The 19,182-nt window shown below is 66.7% G+C and carries 21 protein-coding genes; 12 read left to right on the forward strand and 9 right to left on the reverse strand.

Going from position 1 to position 19,182, the window contains the following annotated elements:
* The first annotated feature begins 160 nt into the window (after positions 1-160).
* From ACFY1J_RS05295 to ACFY1J_RS05320, 6 genes are all read left to right on the forward strand, one after another.
* Positions 161-331 (forward strand): hypothetical protein, encoded by a 171-nt coding sequence (locus ACFY1J_RS05295; protein WP_390730670.1) that lies wholly within the window; start codon positions 161-163, stop codon positions 329-331.
* Between the two features lie 72 nt (positions 332-403).
* The gene (locus ACFY1J_RS05300; protein WP_390730671.1) at positions 404-1,627 is read left to right on the forward strand and encodes a JmjC domain-containing protein; all 1,224 of its coding nucleotides are present in this window, start codon (positions 404-406) and stop codon (positions 1,625-1,627) included.
* Positions 1,549-2,391: an aldo/keto reductase gene (locus tag ACFY1J_RS05305; protein ID WP_390730672.1), complete on the forward strand. Its 843-nt coding sequence runs from the start codon at positions 1,549-1,551 to the stop codon at positions 2,389-2,391. Before ACFY1J_RS05300 ends, ACFY1J_RS05305 begins: the two co-directional genes overlap by 79 nt.
* Positions 2,372-3,205 carry an aminoglycoside phosphotransferase gene (locus tag ACFY1J_RS05310; protein ID WP_390730673.1) on the forward strand — a complete coding sequence of 278 codons (834 nt, stop codon included), beginning with the start codon at positions 2,372-2,374 and terminating at the stop codon, positions 3,203-3,205. Before ACFY1J_RS05305 ends, ACFY1J_RS05310 begins: the two co-directional genes overlap by 20 nt.
* A gap of 175 nt (positions 3,206-3,380) precedes the next feature.
* Entirely contained in the window at positions 3,381-4,772 is a 1,392-nt protein-coding gene (locus ACFY1J_RS05315; RefSeq protein ID WP_390730674.1) for a Tat pathway signal protein, read from the forward strand.
* A 37-nt stretch (positions 4,773-4,809) separates the two neighbouring features.
* The gene (locus ACFY1J_RS05320; protein WP_390730675.1) at positions 4,810-5,283 is read left to right on the forward strand and encodes a TrmO family methyltransferase; all 474 of its coding nucleotides are present in this window, start codon (positions 4,810-4,812) and stop codon (positions 5,281-5,283) included.
* Positions 5,284-5,309: 26 nt separating this feature from the next.
* On the opposite strand, the gene ACFY1J_RS05325 is transcribed toward ACFY1J_RS05320, so the two are convergent.
* A complete protein-coding gene (locus tag ACFY1J_RS05325; RefSeq protein ID WP_390730676.1) occupies positions 5,310-5,651 on the reverse strand; it encodes a GNAT family N-acetyltransferase in 342 nt (113 codons plus the stop codon).
* Between the two features lie 638 nt (positions 5,652-6,289).
* Between ACFY1J_RS05325 and ACFY1J_RS05330 the strand changes: the two genes are divergently transcribed.
* Positions 6,290-6,871, forward strand: coding sequence for a hypothetical protein (locus tag ACFY1J_RS05330; RefSeq protein WP_390730677.1), 582 nt, complete (start codon positions 6,290-6,292; stop codon positions 6,869-6,871).
* Between the two features lie 226 nt (positions 6,872-7,097).
* Here the strand turns inward: ACFY1J_RS05330 and ACFY1J_RS05335 are convergent, their stop codons facing one another.
* Positions 7,098-7,295 carry a hypothetical protein gene (locus tag ACFY1J_RS05335; protein ID WP_390730678.1) on the reverse strand — a complete coding sequence of 66 codons (198 nt, stop codon included), beginning with the start codon at positions 7,293-7,295 and terminating at the stop codon, positions 7,098-7,100.
* A 385-nt stretch (positions 7,296-7,680) separates the two neighbouring features.
* Entirely contained in the window at positions 7,681-8,190 is a 510-nt protein-coding gene (locus tag ACFY1J_RS05340) for a hypothetical protein (RefSeq protein ID WP_390730679.1), read from the reverse strand.
* Positions 8,191-8,754: 564 nt separating this feature from the next.
* Here ACFY1J_RS05340 and ACFY1J_RS05345 point away from each other — a divergent pair.
* The 5 genes from ACFY1J_RS05345 to ACFY1J_RS05365 are packed head-to-tail and all read left to right on the forward strand — an operon-like array spanning position 8,755 to position 11,899.
* On the forward strand, positions 8,755-9,141 hold the full coding sequence (locus ACFY1J_RS05345) for a hypothetical protein (protein ID WP_390730680.1): 387 nt from the start codon (positions 8,755-8,757) through the stop codon (positions 9,139-9,141).
* Positions 9,129-9,344, forward strand: a complete 216-nt coding sequence (locus tag ACFY1J_RS05350) for a hypothetical protein (RefSeq protein ID WP_390730681.1) — start codon at positions 9,129-9,131, stop codon at positions 9,342-9,344. The genes ACFY1J_RS05345 and ACFY1J_RS05350 overlap by 13 nt, the downstream gene beginning before the upstream one ends.
* The gene (locus ACFY1J_RS05355; RefSeq protein ID WP_390730682.1) at positions 9,341-10,312 is read left to right on the forward strand and encodes a hypothetical protein; all 972 of its coding nucleotides are present in this window, start codon (positions 9,341-9,343) and stop codon (positions 10,310-10,312) included. The genes ACFY1J_RS05350 and ACFY1J_RS05355 overlap by 4 nt, the downstream gene beginning before the upstream one ends.
* Positions 10,313-10,364: 52 nt before the next feature.
* The gene (locus ACFY1J_RS05360) at positions 10,365-10,730 is read left to right on the forward strand and encodes a hypothetical protein (protein WP_390730683.1); all 366 of its coding nucleotides are present in this window, start codon (positions 10,365-10,367) and stop codon (positions 10,728-10,730) included.
* A complete protein-coding gene (locus ACFY1J_RS05365) occupies positions 10,727-11,899 on the forward strand; it encodes a tyrosine-type recombinase/integrase (RefSeq protein ID WP_390730684.1) in 1,173 nt (390 codons plus the stop codon). The genes ACFY1J_RS05360 and ACFY1J_RS05365 overlap by 4 nt, the downstream gene beginning before the upstream one ends.
* Before the next feature lie 77 nt (positions 11,900-11,976).
* Here the strand turns inward: ACFY1J_RS05365 and ACFY1J_RS05370 are convergent, their stop codons facing one another.
* From ACFY1J_RS05370 to ACFY1J_RS05395, 6 genes are all read right to left on the reverse strand, one after another.
* Positions 11,977-13,071, reverse strand: coding sequence for a BsuBI/PstI family type II restriction endonuclease (locus ACFY1J_RS05370; protein ID WP_390730685.1), 1,095 nt, complete (start codon positions 13,069-13,071; stop codon positions 11,977-11,979).
* 1 nt (position 13,072) lies between these two features.
* Complete coding sequence (locus ACFY1J_RS05375) at positions 13,073-14,836, reverse strand: Eco57I restriction-modification methylase domain-containing protein (RefSeq protein WP_390730686.1); 1,764 nt, start codon at positions 14,834-14,836, stop codon at positions 13,073-13,075.
* 334 nt (positions 14,837-15,170) lie between these two features.
* Positions 15,171-15,395 carry a hypothetical protein gene (locus tag ACFY1J_RS05380; RefSeq protein WP_390730687.1) on the reverse strand — a complete coding sequence of 75 codons (225 nt, stop codon included), beginning with the start codon at positions 15,393-15,395 and terminating at the stop codon, positions 15,171-15,173.
* 40 nt (positions 15,396-15,435) lie between these two features.
* Positions 15,436-17,232 (reverse strand): hypothetical protein, encoded by a 1,797-nt coding sequence (locus ACFY1J_RS05385; RefSeq protein ID WP_390730688.1) that lies wholly within the window; start codon positions 17,230-17,232, stop codon positions 15,436-15,438.
* A 284-nt stretch (positions 17,233-17,516) separates the two neighbouring features.
* Entirely contained in the window at positions 17,517-18,017 is a 501-nt protein-coding gene (locus ACFY1J_RS05390) for a hypothetical protein (RefSeq protein WP_390730689.1), read from the reverse strand.
* A 361-nt stretch (positions 18,018-18,378) separates the two neighbouring features.
* A complete protein-coding gene (locus ACFY1J_RS05395) occupies positions 18,379-19,008 on the reverse strand; it encodes a hypothetical protein (protein WP_390730690.1) in 630 nt (209 codons plus the stop codon).
* Positions 19,009-19,182: the final 174 nt, after the last annotated feature.

Genomic DNA, 19,182 nt, shown 5'->3' on the forward strand with positions numbered 1-19,182 from the left:
GGAGCGCCCATGCGTGTGGGTATCACGGGGCACCTCGGCTCGCCTAGACCGCCCGGCGCGGGCTCATTCACACCTTGCGTACATACGTTCGAGAAGGCAGGGTTCCAGGGCACCACAGCACGTCATTAGCCCCCTTCACCGGAAGTGAGCGAGGACGACCATGGCCAACCGAGAACCGTCCAGCAGCGTCGGCGAGTCCGGGCTCCTGATCGCCGTCGAGCAACTGGCCCGTGTGCAGGACCGCTTCGACACTCAGGAGTCCGACCCCACCGGAACCTCCGCCGGGGACGACGGAGAGAACCGCGACGGCCTGAACCACCCCGAGGCGTAGGCGCCGCTTCTCCGCACCTGGGCCCGCCGTGGTCTGCGGCGGGCCCACCCCCTCACGCTTCCCGGAGGACATGTGCAGCACCAGCTTGTTCACGCCATCGAATCCGCGCTCGGTTGGGACGGCCCGACCCCCATGGGCTCCGCGTTCACCAGGGGCAGCATCCCCACCCCAGCCCTTCTCCCGAGGCTGATGACCCCGGTCCGGCTTCTCGACACCGTGATGCGGCGCGGCCTATCCCACCCCCAGTTCCGGGCGTTCCAGGACGGGCGTGAGCTTCACCCCGGCGAATACTTCACCGACACCGTCACCCGCCGCGGGCAGGGCATCCGCTTCGCGAACATGACGCGCCTTGGGGCGCTGATGCGCGAGGGCTGCACTCTGGTCCTCGACGAACTCGACTTCTTTGACCCCACCCTTGAGGTCGCCTGCCGGGCATTGCAGTGGTGGTCCCGCGAGCTCGTCCAGGTGAACGCCTACCTCACGACCCAGGACGCGGCTGGGTTCGCGTTGCACTGGGACGACCATGACGTAGTGATCATGCAGGTGGCCGGTGAGAAGTCGTGGGACGTGCGTGGTGTGTCCCGACCGGTGCCGATGTACCGGGACGCCGAGCCAAACAACACCCCGCCGGAGCAGTCCATATGGCGGGGGACGCTCAAGGCCGGGGACGTCATGCACATACCCCGAGGCCACTGGCACCAGGCCACCCGTACCGACAGCGGCGACGGGTACAGCCTGCACTTGACGTTCGGGTTCGTGAAGCGCACGGGAGTGAACTGGCTGACGTGGCTGGTCGACCAGTGCCGGCGCGAGGAGACGTTCCGTACGGACCTGGACCGGTGGGGCACGGCGGAAGGCAAGTCTGAGCAGACCGCCGCGCTCGCGGCCGCGACCGCCCGACTGGTCGAGGAGTTCCCTCCGGCTGCCTTCCTTGCCACCCGCGAGCAAGAGCGCACGGCGGCCCGGCACGTGCAGACCTCCGGCCTGTTCGGGCCGCCGACCGCCGTGGTGTGCGTGACCGAGTTCCCGCCGCTCGTTGAGCCGGACGGCGAACACGTCACCGTCACCGCCACGGGCAAGCGCCTCACCTTCCATGGCAAGGCCCTGCCCGCACTGCGCTTATTCCTGTCCGGCGCGCCGGTGGAGATCGAGCAAGCAGGCATTGAGACAGGCGTCAACGCTGGGGAACTCGCCGACATCCTGATCCGGGAGGGGCTGTGCGCGGAGCTGACCGACGAATTGTCCTCGGGCTATACCGGTCTGGTCCCTCCCGTGCTGTCCTCGAACGGGCTCTAGAGGCCGGTATCACCGCAGTCGATACGGCCTACAACTACAGCGGGTACGACGGACACCGGGCGCTTGCGAGTGAGGCGGGCGAACTCCTTGAGCGGTTCGAGGTGTCGACCAAAGTGGGGTACTTCCCCGACGGCCACGACCTCGACCCGGACCGGCTGAGGGCCGCCGTAGCCGAGGCAGGGGAAGCCCTCGGCCGGGTGCCCGACACGGTGCTTCTGCACAACCCCGAGCACGATCCAGAACGGTTCGCAGTCGCGTGCGAGACGCTCGCCGCCTGCCAGGCAGCGGGCCTTTGCCGGGCCTGGGGTGTCGCCACGTGGAACCCGCTGCCCCTGGCCCCCGTCGCGGCCGGGGTACCCGTACGGCCAGATGTGGTGATGGTGCGGGCTGGGCTGGCCGTGCCCGGCCCGGTCCTCGACGCCGCCGAGAACCTTGCCCACGAGCTAAGTGGCAGGGCGGTGTGGGGTATGGCACCCTTTGCGGGCGACCCATCAGATCCGGTCTGGTCCGGCGTCGACACCGGCTTGTTCCTCGAACCAGGGCAGCCAGCCGTATCGAGCGTCCAGGCCAGGCTGGCAGCAGCGTTCGCCGTCCCCTCCGTCAGCAGGATCGCCGTGGGAACTTCCCAGCCGGACCACCTCGCCGAGCTCGCCGCCGCTACCCGCATCGCGGCCAGCATGCAGACGGTTCACGCCTACCGCACACTGCTACGGGAACGGGCCGGACGCAGAGAGGAGGCCGCCCGTGCAGCCCACCATGGATGACCTGTCGACCATCAGCCACGAGGACGTCCTTGCCGAAGCGGAGAAGCGTACCGGCCGCGTCCTCGACCGCGACCGTGCCCACTACTCCAAGTACAACGGGACGGCCGGGTTCCGGACGTCGGCGGGCACGTGGGTGCGGCTGGCGTGGGTGCGGCCCGGCGCGTTCAGCGCGCAGTCGTGGACCGGACTGGAGGCATCCGTCGCGATCGAAGGCGTGCCGCGACCGAACTGGTTCGCGGGCTCAATGTGGCACGACGAGGGCCGGGGGGTGGTGTGGCGGGTCGATGAGATGAGCCTCGCCGCCGCCCCGGCGCTCTCGCCGGCCGGCACCGTCGACCGCGACCCGGGCCTGACAGACGCCTGGTGGGCCGACCTGCGTACGGCGCTCGAGAACCTGGCCCTGCACGAAACGAGCCGGGTATGCGTCCAGCAGGGCCACCTCTCCAGGCGGATTGGGGAGGTGTACGGCGACCAGGTCGACACGACAGTGGCGGAGTGGACGTGCGCACACGGCGACGTCGGATACGCCAACCTGACCGCCGCCCCGCTCACGCTGCTCGATTGGGAGGACTGGGGGCTGGCGCCCGCCGGCTGGGACGCGGCCTGTCTGTGGTCAGCCTCGCTGTCGGTCCCCGCCCTGGCCGCGCGTGTCCTCAACGAGTTCGCCGACGTCCTCAACACTCGGACCGGTCAGCTGTCACGGCTGATGCTGTGCGCGAACGTGGCGCGGGCGTACCGACGGACGGGGAAGGCGGGGCCGCTGACCGGGGCCATGGAGGCTGCGGCCTCCGATCTGCTGGCCTCCCTGAGCTGAACGTCAGCGAGCGGATGAACTCCTCACCGTGAGGCGGCCAGGGTGGCTTTCCGCCACCTCGGCTGCGCCAAGAGGCAGTTGAGCACTACGTTGGATCTGCACCCGTCCCCGAGCTGCTGCCGGGGCGGGTCCGGTCAACGTGGTCAAAGATCGTTTTCAGCGGCGGGGGCGCAGGATGGCGCGCGAGAGAAACGAGCGGCTGGCCGCACTCCTCCTGGATGCGGGCTGGTCACGAGCGCAAGCCGCCGCTGCGTACAACCGGGTCGCCGTCGAGACACTGAACGGTGACGTGCGGGAGAACTCCAAGATCGGACGCTCCCACGTCAGCATGTGGGTGGGAGGCACCGAGCCGTCGGGAATCGCGCCCGCTATCTTGTGCCAGGCGCTGTCCCGTCGTTTGAAGCGTGAGATCACGCCACAAGAGATCGGGTTCGCAGCTTCCACCTCACCAGCGCAGGGGGCGCTGGACTGGCGCGTTGATCCGTTGATCGCGCTGAACGACTTGGGGAGTGGCGTGGACACGGACCGGCGTCGACTGCTGACGGGTGGGGTCTACTCCGCGGCGGCCCTGATCCTTCCCGAGGAGACGTGGTGGGACGCGATGTCGAGGCCGCTGGCCGAGGAGCCCTCGGTGGGCAAACGGGTCGGTCGCGGCGACGTCGAGACCGTGCGCGAGCTGACCCTGGCCTTCTCGCGCATGGACCAGCGGCGTGGTGGCGGCCACGGCCGCTGGGCGGTCGACGAGTACCTGAAGCATGAGGCCCACGACTTTCTTCGGGGCCGGTTCGCCGACGACGCGACCCGACGTGCCATGTTCTCCGCCTCCGCCGAGCTTGCGTACGTGTCGGGCTGGATGGCCTTCGATAACGGCGAGCATGCGGTTGCGCTCCAGCGCTTCAACACCGCGGTGAAGCTCGCTGCCCGGTCAGGCGACGCACCCCTGAGCGGACACATCTTGCGTGCCATGGCGCACCAGGCGCTCGACCTGGGCTTTCGCAGCGAAGCCCTCCAGATCGCGCAGGCTTCGGTACACGGCGAGCGGTACGCAGCCGCCACACCCCGCGAGCGAGCGCTCCTCGGCGTCGTGCACGCGCGGACCCTCGCCGCGAGCGGCCACAAGGAGGAGGCAGCGCGGGCGCTGCTTCGGGCCGAGGACGACCTGTCGAACGCCCACGACGGGATCAGGGAGCCGGATCGGACCTTCTTCTTCGGGGAGGCTTCCTTGGCGCACGAAACCGCATGCACTCTGCGGGACCTCGGTGACCACCGACGGGCGGTCAAGCAGTTCCGTCGCTCCGTGCGAACTCGCGGCGCAGCGTTCAGGCGCACACACGCGGTCACCCTCGGGTACATGGGCGCAACGCAAATCGCCCAAGGCGGCGTCGAAGAAGCCTGCGCGACATGGATCAACGTCCTCGACGCGATGGAGGACGGCATCTACTCCGGCCGGGCCCGGCAGACAGTCGTCGACATGCGCCACCTGTTGTCGCCCTACCGCAAGCGCGGCATCCCAGCGGTAGGCGTGCTCGACGCCCGTGCAGCCTCGTACCTCGCCCAAGTAGATTGATCGCAACGTCATTGAGGCAAAGACGAAGGGCTGGGGCATGACCTTGGAGATCAAGCCGATCGGGGAAGTCGTCGAAGGTCGCACCGAGGTCGCTGACGATTACTGGGGCGGCATCGAGTCAGTGATCCAGCTCGACGAGGCCGAGTTTCCGCTCGACTCCGTGCAGGGCCTCGGGGAGTTCTCCCACCTGGTAGTGGTGTGGCACTTCAACCTGGCCTCGCCCGACGACGTCGAATACCACGCCCGGAGCCCACGCGGGAACACAGAGTGGCCGGCAACCGGGACGTTCGCGCACCGCAATCACCGGCGCCCCAACCAACTAGCGCAGAGCTTCCCCCGACTGCTCAAGGTCGACGGACTCACACTGCGCGTGACCGATCTGGACGCAGTCGTCGGCACGAAGATCTATGACCTGTCGCCGTACTTCGCCGAGATGGGTCCGCGAGGCACTGTCCATGAGCCCGCCTGGCCGGGCGAGATGCTGGCTGACTACTGGGCACGCAAGGCATGACCCCTGCGTAGCGGGGACCGATGTCGCTATCGCGATCCGGAGTGACCGTGCTCTGCGCCGTCTAGATCCTCTTGGTAGACGATGGCGACGGCACGCATGCCAAGGGCTTCGTAGAAGGCCCGGCCGCCTTGGTTGCGAGGCGAGCAGTGGACAACGAGTGGCCCGAGTTTCCGTTCGCGTGCCCACGCGCGAACGAAGTTGACCAGGGCGCGTCCTTCGCCGCTGCCGCGGTGCTCGGGATCAACCCACATCTCGTGAATCACGCAGCATCCGCGGTCGTCAGGTCCGGCGATGACGTAGCCGCGAGCGGTGCGGTGCTTCATTCCCTTGGGCGGGGCCGGGCGGTCGGGATCGAACGGCACGGTCATGCCTCCAGCTGATCGGCCATGGATGAGGCTGCGTCATACGCAGGACTTCCTTCGAGTTCCTTCGTTCGGGCTGTCCGGCGGTGCTCTCCGCCGGGGTGGTCTGGCCATGACGCCAGGTGTTCAGTTGTGGGTCTGTCGCGCGGGGCTCAGCCCGCGGCTACGTCTTCGGCGTGTTCTTGTCTGTGGCCGGCAAGCTGATGGGCTCCGGCCTGTGGTCGTGCCAGGCGTACGACCATTCGTGACGGACCCGCATTTCCGAGGCCCACGGGAAGACTTGACCGGCCAGGGCCTGCACGGCGCTGGTGATCGCCTCAGCGGCCTTCCTCACGCGTGAGCCATGGATGTTGACGCGCAGCCCGACGGGCACGTGGAACTCGAATGTGAGCCGTAGGACTCGGGGCGACTCTTGATCAGCCACCGGTACCCCCCTCTAGATCAGCAACAGCCCCATTGTGCCGATCTATCACGGAGATTGGAAGATCTCACCGAAATTCGTCAATCTCGGCGAGATGAGCGGCCGAGCGACAGGGGGAACCGGGATGATTCGGCCAGCGTGGTAGAAGCTGATCCCCCGCCACCTTCCCGCAAGCGGGGGCCAGTTGCGGGCTACGTACGGAGTGCCAGTGCTCGACCCTTGGATGAAGACGGTGATCATCGCCGTGGTCACCACGTTGGCGACCACCTTCGCGGTGTCGCGCTTTGCGCCGCGGCTAGAAGCGCGGTCGGTGCGGATCAAAGCGGCTTGGGCAGCGAGGGACACCTTCTCGGGGCACGTTCTGACGATTCTCTCCGCGACGGCCAGACTTCAGTACATGGAGCCGGCCGAGGCGCCGGAACCCGTGCGCAGCCGACTGCAGGGGGAGCTGGACCGGTGGGGGGAACAGGTGGAGGAGTCCACCCGCTACCTGATCGACCACGTCGAGCAGTACGTCTTGACCTACCCGTCGGGTCCGTTGGACCTGCAGCAGTTGCTGACGGGGGCGGTAGTGGCAGCGCGGGGGGCGTGGTTGACCGAACTGCAGGTGGTGGAACGGGCTCGCCGTGTGCAGGCCCTCTTTGAGCCGGTGCAAGGCATCTTCTTCGCGAAGAACTCCTACCGGGTGCGGCATCTGGCCGACGACCGCCGGCGCCTGCAGGAGTTGCTCCGAAGCATCAACGACGCGGGCCAGGACCCGGCGGGGCAGACGCCGACCCCGGAGGGAACGACACCTCCAGCCTGACCAAGTCCGGGTGCCGGTCGGACGGGCCGATCGCGTCGACCTGGCAGTGCAGCGTCACCGTGCGCCAGCCCTCGAGCGGCATCGTGGGATGCAGCTCGCCCCCGATGAGCTCGGTCAGCTCGTCGGGGGCGAACTCCCTCTTCCTGGGGCGCGTCACGACGGCCCCGTGTTCCGCAGCGGTCCGTATTTACGCGTCAGGGAGAGCGACGAAGACCCCACGACGGGCCTAAGCGGCAGCGGGCGGCTCCTCGTCGTCTACCCGGGGCCGCTCCTCGGGCTTCTTGAAGCGGTGCCACGCGTCGCGTGCTTTCCCGGCGGAGTCGATCACATCCGGGACCTGGTCGAGTAGCCCCTTCAGAGCGAAGAGGCAGATCGAAGCCACGCCAGCGACGGCGAGAATGAAGAGGATGGCTGCGCCGTCCACCGATCCCTACCTTCCCTGTCATGGGTCGGATCGGGTGCGCAGGCAGCCTCGATCCGAACCCTTACGGTTCGGACCGAGACACCCGCGCCGACGTGTGCGCAAATGTTCTCGGCTCTCGGCAGTCGCCAACAGTCCAAGCAAGCAAGCTAGCTCGGAGTCTGGAGGGTCCGCCTCATTGATTCCAGCTCACGCCGTGCGGGTGTGCATTGCGATTGCCGCAGTGCACCCAGCCGGAATGCTCGGGAAGCAGACCGCGAGGCCTCAAGTAGAGAGCCTGACGACTTACCGGTTCGAATGTAGCACGGCTCAAGGTATGTGCGGTCGAACGTAACTACACCGCAGCCTGGTCGAGTTGGGGTGGATTTGGGGAGTGTCAGGTCAGCAACTAAGGCCGGCTTCGCCGCCCGGCGTGGGGCGGGTAAATGGGCACGGCGAAGGCCGCCGGTAGCCCCTGATCACCGTCGATGTACGCCTTCGCTGTCGACGCCCAGTTCCCGGGGTCCCGCTTCTGGTTGATGGGGCGTGAGTGCAGCACATAGAAGATCGCCGCGCGTTGGAGACGGGGCAAACGCTGAAGGGTGATCATCTGTGCAGCGTCGGCGCGAAGCTGCTTCTTGATCTTGTGTTCGGTCATCCGGTGAAGGCACTGATTGCTTGTCAGCATCTCCTCCACGTACGGCATGAGGGTCGTTCGGACGTGCCCCACGCCGGACAGGTCGGAGAGCAGCGGCGGGATCTCGGGCCCCGCCGGGATGGACGGCGGGCCCGGGTGCGCGGCAGGCCTCTTACTGGCCTTCTTCCGTGATGCGGCGGCGGCCACGGGTGGTTGGGCGGCGCGTCGTCGCGCCAGGATCTCCTGGTATTGCAGGGCAGTGACGACGATGCGACGGGACATACGGTGTTCCTTCCTTCGGGATTCCAGCGGTGCTCTCCGCCGAGTTGGCGCGGCAGCAGGCCCGTGGCCACAGACAGGGGTGAGCAGAGAATCGTTCTGAGCGAAGAATCGAACGGCTCGAACGGCGGTCGTGTTACGCCTTGACGGGGGCTGTTGCAGCGACTGAAGCGACTAGTGCACGGCTCAACCACCGTGGAACGCTGGGGAAGGCGCGGATCAGTAGCCGGCGGGCCGTGATCGTGAGGGTGAGCGACGGGTTCGCCAGGAATCATCCGATGGCGGTGGCCACCGCGGCGGCCGTGACGCCGAGTGTGCCGAGGGCAGGTGGAATGAGGGTGGGTGCGCGAGGGTCAGGAGCGCGAGGGCGTACGCGAACAGCTTCAGCTTCTGCATGGCGGTGTCGTTCGTTCGGGGTTCGGGCGGTGCTGTCCGCCCTTCGGTGATGACCTCCCGTTGTTACTAATTAGTAGCCGACAACAACTGTGATTGTTGTCGCTAAAGTTGGCGCGACATCAGATCACAACGCGAGGCGGGGCAGAGGTGGCCGTGAAGCGGTGGGAAGACATGAACGAGTGGGAGAGCCTGGCTCATAGGTTGAGATGGGCCGGGCACGAGGCACGCGACGTCGAGAACCTGGTGCGCCTCGCCGGTGCACAGAAGGCCGGGGCCCGCGTCATCGAGCGCATCGAGCAGAAGCTGGCCGAGCACAACATCGGTCACCTGCCGACCAAGCTCCCGACCGACAGCACGCGCCGCGTCCTGCTCTACAGCAAGGATCACAACGGAGTCGGCTACCTCCTGAGTCTGGTCCACGAACTCGCTCTCCAGGACCCGGCGGATGAGCGCAACACGACGGTCCACAACCTGGACCACGTCCTCAAGGAAGCCACGTCGTTGAAGCTGAACGCCGACCGCCGTGCAGGAGGAGAAGGCCGGCCGTGGAAGCTGTGAGCGCCGTCAACGGGCAGATCGCGCTCGCCTTCTACGAGTTCATCGACGCGCGTCTCGACGAGGAACTGCACACCAAGTACCCGACGGCAGAAAGCACTCTGGCTGTGAAGGAGTACCGGGAGAAGTACCGCGCCGCGAAGAAGGAGCACGACGACCTGGTCGATAACAGCCACTACGGACCCTCTGCGGAGGCGCGGCAGTGAGCGCGACAAAGGGAAGCGGGCCGAGCATCAACTTTCCGCCCGTGCTCAACGGGCTCGACTTCTTGGAGAGCACTGTCGATCTGCTTGCCGCGCAGGAAGAGGTACCGCCCCGGAACCTGAAGTACGCCGTGGTGCACCTGGCATCCGCGGCCGAGACGTTGTTCAAGGCGCGGCTCGCGATGAAGAATCCCGCCCTCGTGTGGGCAACGCCAGACGGCTACGACCCGGCCAAGCATGCACGAGGGGACTTCAAGAGCTGCGGCTGGGAGGACGCCCGCAAGCGAGTCATCAAGGAGTGCGACCTTGACACCACGCTGCTGGAACCGCGGCACTTCAAGGCTCTCGCTCAGATGCGCAACCGCTTCGCGCACGTCGGAGTCACGGAGGGCTCCATCACCGTCGAAGTGCTCACGACGCCCGTGCTCGACAACTTGCTCACCTTCGTACGCGAGGACCTGCTGCCCTTGGTAGAGGAAGAGGAGCTGACGCTTGCCGAGGAGGCCGTGGAACGCATCCGCCCGGGGCTTGGCCGCATCCAACGTCTCGTAGACCGGCGCATGGAACCCGCCCGGGAGCTGTTGGGCCAGTTTCCCACCATCCTCGGTTGCCCTGTCTGCGCAGCTCTCGCAGTCCCCGTACAGGGCGGCGCCGATCTCACCTGCGTGGTCTGTGACTCCCACCTGGGCCCGCCGACAGAAGCAGCCTGGATCTACGCGGACACCTCAGAGCACGAGATCATCACGGGCGGTGGCCCATCCCCGGTGCACCAATGCGACGAGTGCGGCACAGAAGCCGTGACCGATGTCCCAATCGGAGGTGACGGCGAAGCCTCCACGCTGCTTTGCCTCTTCTGCGGGATCGAATGCGCTGGAGTCTGCGGATACTGCGGGCTCGCCGTCAGCACCTTCGCCATCCCGGAAGCGGACATGTGTGGCAACTGTGTCGAGCACAGAATGCAGCGCTACTGACCACCGCCATATCGAAAGACTGCACCCCCGATTGCTGGAAGTGGAGCGACCGATGACTGATACGCCGTGGAAGACGTACGCCGAAATGATCGCCGGGCAGGACCGGGGTTGGCGGCAGACGAGTGTGCAGGAGCTGCTGGCGGTGGCGGGCGAACGTAAGGCAGGGCGGCGCATCATCGCGGGCATTGAGCGCGAACTCGCGGGCCAACGCGTCGGGCACTTCCCTACGCAGCTCCCGACTGACCAAACTGCCTTCGTTCTGCTCTACAACCAGGACCGGCAGGGAGTCGGAAGCCTCCTGCACCTGGTTCAACAGCTCACCGAGACGGGCACGTCCACCAACTCGCAGATCATCACCCTGCACGCGCTGCTGCATCAGCTCCAGGCGAAGCCCGAGGAAGACGTGACCCCGGAATGAGCCTGCGCGACCAGGACGAGATCGTTGACGCCGAACTCGTCGAGGATGGTGAGCTGCTGCCCTATGCCGAGCCGGCCGGGCGGCCGCTCGTCGACGCGCACACGGTGCTGATGCCCGGCGAGGAGATCCCGACTAGCACGGATCCGGGCACTACGTACACAGAGCGGGACCTGTACGTCAGCGAGGAAACCGCCGCCGCCATCAAGGAGGCCGAGGAGGAGGGGTCACCCCAGCGGCGCACTGCCATGCGGCTGTTCGAGGCGTGGTGTGCGGAGCAGGGGCGGGTGGCGAAGCCGTGCACGACGGCGACGTACACCGAATACGGCCGTCACCTGATGGCGCAGGGCCTCAAGGTGAGCACGATCCGGCACTACATGTCCCTGATCCGGACGTCGATGCCGGCCGGGAAGAAGCCGGACAACAGTCTGTACCTGATGCTTCTGGCGCAGTACCGGCGGAAGAACAAGCGGGCTCTGCGCAGGAAGGAAGCGTTCCCCATCACGCTGCCGTACCTAGTCCCGATGATCGAGAAGGCGGAGGCCGACGACCGGCCGATCGGCTGGCGCGATTCGGCGATGTTCGCTTTCGGGTACCGGTTCCTCGGCCGCAGCATCGAAGACGTCGACCTGGACCTCGAGGACGTGACCATCCTCGACGACCGAGTGCTGGTGTGGCTTGCCGAGGACAAGACCCACAAGGGCGAGGAACAGACGCTCGTCCTCCACGACCGGCCGGACCTCAACTTGATCTTCCGGTTGCGCCGCTGGGTTGGCTACCTTGCCGAGCAAGGCATCACGACCGGCCCTGTGTTCCGAGAAGTTCTACGGAGTGGCAGAGTGGCCTCGCCGGAGACCCGGGCGAGGCGGGGTGCCACCAAACGCGGCGCCTACCTGCGCCCGCAGACCGTCAACGAGCGGGTAAAGCTGTGGTTCGCGGCGGCCGGGCTCAAGACCGATGGCAGGCCCGTGTCCTCGCACAGCCTCCGCGCTGGCGGTGCCACCGACCTCGGCGTGAACGGCGCAACGGACGAAGAACTCGAGGAAGCAGGGCGCTGGAAGAAGGGTTCGCGCATCCCACGGGAGAGGTACGTGCGCCCGGCCAAGGACACGTCCAAGGACCCTTTCAGGAAGATCCCGGTGCACAGCCCGGAGGCTCAAACGTCGAAGTGATCCGCCCAGATCAAAGGGCCCTTACCCGTTCCACGGCTCCGGAGAACGCGACGGAGCGAGTGATGTCCCTGGGGTGATCAGACTTCCTCTGCGGTGGGAAACATCTGATACCAGGAGAGTTCGTGACCAGGTTCGTCAGTGAACCACGCCCAGGTGTTAGGGGCGAGGTCTTTGAGGCGCTTCCTGGCCGGGGCGGCGTTTCGAGACCTGAAGGCGCTGAGAAACGAACAGTGATCCGGTTTGATGTTTTGCTGTGCGGCCCACTCCAAAAGCGCCTTGCGGCGCCCAGTAGTCACGGCTCCGTCTGACGCTACGGCTTCGATGATCCAAAACACGACCGGGTCTGGGTTCGCGTCGGCGATCAAAACGTCGGGGAGTACGTCTTTGGGATCAATCTTGATGCCGAGCGCCTGAAGCATCTTCTTGTCCCCGAGGTGGACTTTGTCGCCTGGCTCAGAGATTGCCAGAACTACCGGCTGCCCCAGGCGAACTGGAGCCCACTCCTCGATGACGCCCTTGATTATGAGGGAGGAGCCGCCAGGTTCGAGAGTCCGAGTCGTGCCGTCGGGGAGCGTTACAACTACGGCATGCTGGGCGGCCTCCGCGTTAAGGGCGCGGAGCGCTTTGAGTTTGGTACCAGGGGTCATACGCTTGTCGCGCCATTGGGCGGCGGCTTCTCTGAAGAGTTCATCCGGCATGTCGGGATCGAACAGGTCTGCGAAGTCGTCGAGCAGTGACCAAGTGGGTTTGCTGCTGTTACTGGGAAGCCCAGACCGCTTTCGGATCGCGTTATGTTCCCGCCAGGCCCGGAAAGTCTCGTCGCGAAGGGTTTCGCGACTGTTGTCTTTGTATTTGGGCTGGAATGGGATGCCCCATGATTCTTGGAGGTCCTGCACGTACTTCTGATTCTTCAGCGCGGCAGCGCGCCAGGCGAGGCGCTCATCGTCTGCCTCGTGCTCAAGCGTGGCCGTGGACATCCATACGACGGTGGAAGGACGTGCCCACTGGACGGTCTCCGCCTCGTCGCTCGAACTGCATACCGCTTCCACGTAGATCAGAGCGGCTACTGCCATTCCCGCCAATGGCGATGAAAGTACCGTGTCGAAGGCCGCGCGGGGGAAGATGACTTGAAGTCGCCGTTCGGCTTCTTCGGGACTAATGATCTTCCTCAACTCAGCTGCCTTCCGGCCGGTAAGCGGCGGCAACGGCGGCTTCGAGCGCGTCGCCCTCAAGGTCGTTCCACTTGGCCACCACATCACGGTCGGGCAGCGGGATCGATTCCAGTTCGTATGCGCTAAGCGCGACGGAACCCGAGATGCAGCGCACTACCCTGTCCAGTGCTCTTGTGGCCAACAATCGCGTCATAGCTTCGTTTGTGAGTACGGGGTCAGCAGCGGTAGGCCGCAGAACGTTGACGTGGTTCTCAACCGTGACCCGCCCATGGCGAACTTTCAGCGCTTCGTCGTCGAGGAGAGCGGCTACAAGTCTTCGTGACTGTTCAGGAGCCGTCGTGCGCTGTACCAGGATTGCCGGCTCATCCAAAACCATGACCTTGAGGTCAGACGCCGCAGTGAGCGCCAGGTATCGCATCGAGTCACGAGCCGCGTCACGGTGCAAAATGCCACCGTCGAGATCTGCTGCCCAAATGACGTGAGACCGAGACGGACCCCAGTTTGCGTGCAGGTCGGTGCTGCGGCGATTCCAAACAAGTGGCCCGGTCGAAGCGCGCCAACCTAGTGAGGCGAGGGACTCCGTCATGGCGGAGGCAGCAGCAGCCACGGGCGCGTCATCCGACCGGCGCGGCAATACCCATGGCTCGCCGGTCCTCTGTGTCTTCACACTCGCGATCGTGGTCTCTGCGCTGCCTAGGCTGCTGATCCGCGTCTTCTTCCGTCGGCGACGCTCGAAAGTGGCCAGGCAAGTCTCTTGCAGGACGGAAGTAAACACGCCGCTGCGGTCCTCAACGAACGTGACGGCACTCATCCCAGCTTCGCGGCCCAGGTAGGTGCGCAGCTTTGAGAAATAGCGTCCGCTGGTGAAACTCGTGGGGACAAGGGCCGCCAGAACGCCCGTCTCGTCCAAGGAGGCCACGGCCGCTGCCATGAAAAGGCCGTACAGGTTGGCGTGCCCGTACAGCACATGCGCGTAGCGGTCGCGTTCGCCGGGCGAGAGTCGAACGCGACCGTATGGCGGGTTCATCATGACGACTCGCGCCTGCTGGTCGGGGGCGGCAAGCCCGTCGCCAACGCGAGCCAGCGACGGCAACGGTTTGCGTACCTTCTCGGGGACGCGGGCGAGGGTGGGAAGCATCTCCGCCGCCAGAACGACGTTGGCGACCCATACGGCAGCTGGGTCGGTATCGACTCCCTGGATCAGGTTGGGGAGACCCGCCAGCGTCAGCGCCGGATCGACGCCGAAGGAGGCATGGAGATGTTCCCTCAACGCTGGTAGGAGAAGGGCTCCGGCGCCACATGCTGGGTCGCGCACCAACCCGGGAAGAACCTGCTTCTGCGGAGGAAGATCCAGGGACGTGCGTGCCAGCCTCCACAAGTGTGAGGCGAGCTCGGGTGGCGTGTAGTGACGGCCGTGGCGCGCGCGCGTGGCAGACGAAAGGGCCTCCACATACGCAGCGCCCACCTGCTCTGGCGTAAGAGATCCCCAGGAGTCGCCTAGGGGAGGATCGCTCGGAACGTCAACGGGCGGGTCTGCTTGGAGCGCCGTTTCGATGTCCAGCCAGCGGCCGGTGAGGCCCGCTGCCGCAGCCTGAGCCCGCCACCAGGCTGGAATTGCGGCCAGCACCGCGGTAGCCGTAGGCGTCAGCTCGGCGGGGCCGCTCTCCGCAATCTCACCGCGAGAACCTCTGGAGCCTAGAGGACGCGCGGCCGAGGCGTTCTCCACAGCCTCTGACAGAGCCGCGACGACGAGTAGGTCGGCCATCAAGTGGTGTCCTCCGGGATAGGAATCGGGCCAACACTACCCAACGGATCATGCCACGTCTGGCATTGGGGGAGAGCAGGCCGGCGAGACCAGGCCAGTGCCCCGTGAGGACGCGAAGCTAGTGGTCTGAGTCACGCACTGTTCGGTGGCTGTCCCGCCAGGGGCGGCTACTGCACCAGCAAGTAAGGTGATCACAGGCCCGGTACCGCATCCCCCGTCGGTACCGGGCTCCTTGTGCGTCGTGGATGATCAGGCCGCCTTTCCGCGCTGCTGCGCGGCCAGGACACGGCGGACGATTGGATTCGCTCCTGGTGCGGAACCAGGGCGGCTGGCGTCAAAGTGCGTAGTCGTGCTGAATGTGCTCGCCCTGGGCGCGGGCGGCGATGGAAGCGACGGCCTGATCGAGGGCGTCGAGGAAGGGGTCCGCGGCGGCGTCGAGGACCGCAGTCCGCACGAACTCCTCAATGTTCTGACCGGCCGCCGCTGCGGCGCGCTGCACCTGGTCGAGCTCAGCGGCTGTCAGGGGCGCGGAAAGAGCCTGAGCCTGAGCGAGATCCATACGGGGACAGTACCAGCGTCCTGCGGACCTTCCGGTCGCTCTAATTGAGCAGACCGCGGCGGCGTGGCTGGTTCAGCGGCTCGGGCTCGTACACGGCCAGCAGGGCGGCCTCGGCCCGGTCGGGACTCTTCATCCCGCGGGCCTTCATGGTCTTCTTCGACTCGATGATGCTGTACCCGGCGGTGTTCGACCCGAGCTTCGGGGTGGAGAGCTGGATACCGGCCTGCCGGTCGACGCGGAGGCGTAGCCGGCCGGTGCCGGTCGACGGGTCCGGCTGCAAAAGTGCCCTGGTCGCGAGCCACATCTCGTCACGCTTGCGGTACGGGCGCATGACGGCGCCCGGGTCGTCCTGGGTGGGGGACTCGGACACCATGACGCCCACGATCTGCGCGTGGTGGGTGCCGTTGTCCGCCCAGACCTCCAGCATGCTCGTGGCGCCGTGGCCGATGCCGTTCTTGTCGATCTTCACGCGGACGGGGTGTGGAGAGTTCAGGGCATCCGCGAGGCGCTGCGCGGCGCGGATCTCCTCGAGGATCTTCTCCGCGACCTTCACCTGGTTGTCGTTGGCGGTGCCGGAGCTGGCGTGCCGCATCTCGATGGCGTCTCCGACCGCCCTGTAGATCGTGAATTCGTCGCCTCCGTCGGCGGCGACGTCGACGCCGAGCCTGATCCAGGCGCCTTCCTTCACGGTGTGCTTGGCGCTCTCCCCTTCCAGGCCGAGGTCACAGAGTCGGTGCCAGCCGGGGCCGGTCGGGTCGTCGTTGTTCTGGGCGTCCTCGACCCAGGTCACGGGTATCGCGAGGCCGCCTCCGCCCTTGGGGAACTTGGCGTGGACCTTAGCGATGACGTAGGGGTGATCTTCGCCGTACTCACGGATGGTGCGGTCCACCCAGTCCTGATCGGGGAGGTGGATGGCGAGGGAGTGCGGGGGGACGCCGTCGGGGCAGTCGTTGCAGTATGGGACGCGTTCCTTGGTGATGGCCGGGGAGTCGAAGGTCGCGATGGGGATGGTGACCGTGGACGGTTCCTCGGGGTCCTCGCCCTCCTCGCACAGCGTCTCGAACCAGCTCCGCGGGTCGTCCATCGCGGGGTTGCCGATCGCCAACATCCTCGCGTCGCCGGTCAGGAGGTTGTTGGTGCCGTTGCCGATGGTGCGGGCGATACCGCCGGCCTCGTCGACGACGATGAGCAGCTTGGGCGTGCCGTGGATGCCCTGCATCGCGGCTTCGTCGTTCTCTGGCGCGGTGAAGCCGTACGCGACGATGACGTCGTTGCCCCACTGGTCGGGGATCTTCCACTGGGTGGTGTCGCAGTATCCAGGCAGGCCCGCGCGGGCGACGGTCTTCCTGATGTGCGGCCAGAGCTGGTTACGGACCTGCCGGAATCTCGTCGCGGTGGTGACGATGACCATGGTCCCGGGGGCGTTGACGGCTCCGGCCCAGGCGACGAGCCTGCCCGCGATCCAGGTTTTCCCGACGCCGAAGCCGGCCGGGACGGCGATGCGCTTCTTGAAGGGGACGGCGTCGACGATTTCGCGCTGACGGCTCCAAATGCTCTCCCCCAGCACGTCCTCGATGAAGCCGCTGGGGGTGTCGTGCCAGAGCCCGTACATCGAGCCGGTGGCCCGTTCGACTTCGCGCATGACGTGCGGCCGTTCGCGGGCGGTGATGTCGTGCTTGAAGGCGTGGCGGCGGGCGGCCGCGGGGGCGCGGAGCAGGATGTCGGCGATGTTGGAGGCGTCACGGGATACGACGCCGGGCTGACGCCGGTTCCGCAGGTCCCGGGCTGGTGGGACCACGCGGGGGCGTGCGGGGGGCGAGAGCTTCGTGCGGGACATGGCGGGGAAGGTGCCGCCGGCAGGGATCTAGTGTCGCGGCCTGGCCGGGGCCCATGCCCAGACCGCCGACCAGGCCGCGAGATCCGGCACGATCTTGAGAAAGAAGCCACCCCGCCAAGGGGACTTGTGCCGGATGTCTGTTGCCGGGGCGAGGGCCCTGCACCGGGGAGGTGGAGCAGGGTCTTCGCCCCGGCCGAGGGGGCGCGGCTGGAGTGCTTTCCCCGAGGGGGTGTCGGGGGCAGAGGGCCAGCCGCACTCTGTAGTACGTCGCGCGCCGAATTCCGTTACGCTTTGTCGGCGGTCGGGGGCTTCCTGCGCCAGAACTCGGCGCGGATGTCGTCGAAGGGGGAGTTCATCACCAGCAGGCGCTCGACGCTGATCGGGCGGCCGTCGAAGGTGACCAGTACATCCGGTGCAGTGCCGTCGAGCTTCCCGCCCAGCCCCCTGATGAGGGCAAGGAACGCGGCGACGGCTGCGCACTCCAGGCAGCAATCCTCCCGGGTTCCCTCGTCGACGGGCGCGGCCGGTTCCGGCTCCTCGGCGGCGGACTTGTCGGTGGCCGCGGCGGCGCGGGTCGCATCGAGGCTGGCGATCAGGTCCTGCTCTTCCTCGGCGCTCCGTATCGCCTGGCGGAAGATCTCCATCTCCGACTCGACCACGGTGCGCTCCATCGGGGAGAGCTGGAACCACGGGGTGGATTCCTGGCCGGCGCTCCGGAGGAACGCCCGGCGGGTCTCATAGAAGTGCCGGGTCAGGTTCGGCGGAAGCATCGTGCGCGTGGGCATGGATCGCATCGTCATGTCTGGGGGAACGCCAACAGCCGGATTTTGTGACACCCCTCCTCCTCGGCGCCCTGTCGCTGCGGCTGTCCGGTGGTTCGTTCGAGGGCCTTCGGAGGTCGATGCGCGCCGATGTCTGAGCGAAGCGAAGGCATCGGAACTCTTACTTCATTGTGGTGCTTGATCTTGTTACTAAAGGCGCCTGATCCACCGGCACCCGGTCTCCCGGCGGCCCCTACACCGGAAGCCGGATTTTCAGGCCCCGGTGACCGGCGCCTGATTTTCAGGCGCCGGTCTGACCTGCGGTGCAAAGGGAAGGCCGGCCCCGAAGGTGCTCGGGACCGGCCGCTGGAACGAAGAGGAGCAGTCAGCTTTCGCGCGCCAGGCGGGCCGTCCGCTGCTGCTGCCAGATCAACTTCTTGGCCACGCCGGCGTGCTCGGCGATCTTCTCGCCATCCCAGCCGTAGGGCTCCTCGGACAGGGCGAGGGCGGCCTCCCGCATGAAGACCACCGCGGCTCCGCGGCGGGCGCGCGCCGCGGCCACGACCCGGGCCAGTCGCGGCAGCTCGTCGGAGGCGTTCTCGACGCGCGGCACTCCGGCCTCCTCGGCGAGCTTGGCAAGCTCCGGGGTCGGCACGTGGGCGGGAACCGGCTCCAATTCGACGTGCCCGCTCTCGGTTCGCTTCCAGTTCCTGCCGTACAGCGCCTTGCTCAGGATCTCTCGGTAGGCGGTGGGGGCGACGCCGATCGTCGTGGCGAGGCCCTTGACGCGCTCGTAGAACCACAGGGAGGCCACGGCCTTGTCGCGGTCCTCGAGGTGCAGGGCGATCTCGGCGTCCGCCTGGCGGATGATGTCGGCTGCGCGCTCAATCCGGTCGTCAGGGCGGGCGATCCGGCCCAGCTCCGCGTTCACGGCCCCTTCCTCATGCTCGCGCAGGGCCTTGAAGTCGGTCCGTTCGATCTTCTTCTTCGAGTAGGTGATTCCGGCGGTGGGCATGGCTGGCGATTCCCATCTCAAGCTGTGACGCTTCTGCGCCTCGCGCAGACCGGGGTACCCCCGCGCCTGCGCACAGCCCGAAAGAGTACAGCAACGAGACTCCCGTGTCAGAGTGGAGCGCGACGCACCGACACTGACCTGCACCGGAGCGCCGCGAACGCCACGCCGCCCACG

Source organism: Streptomyces sp. NPDC001406 (genome assembly GCF_042895285.1).
Taxonomy (GTDB): domain Bacteria; phylum Actinomycetota; class Actinomycetes; order Streptomycetales; family Streptomycetaceae; genus Streptomyces.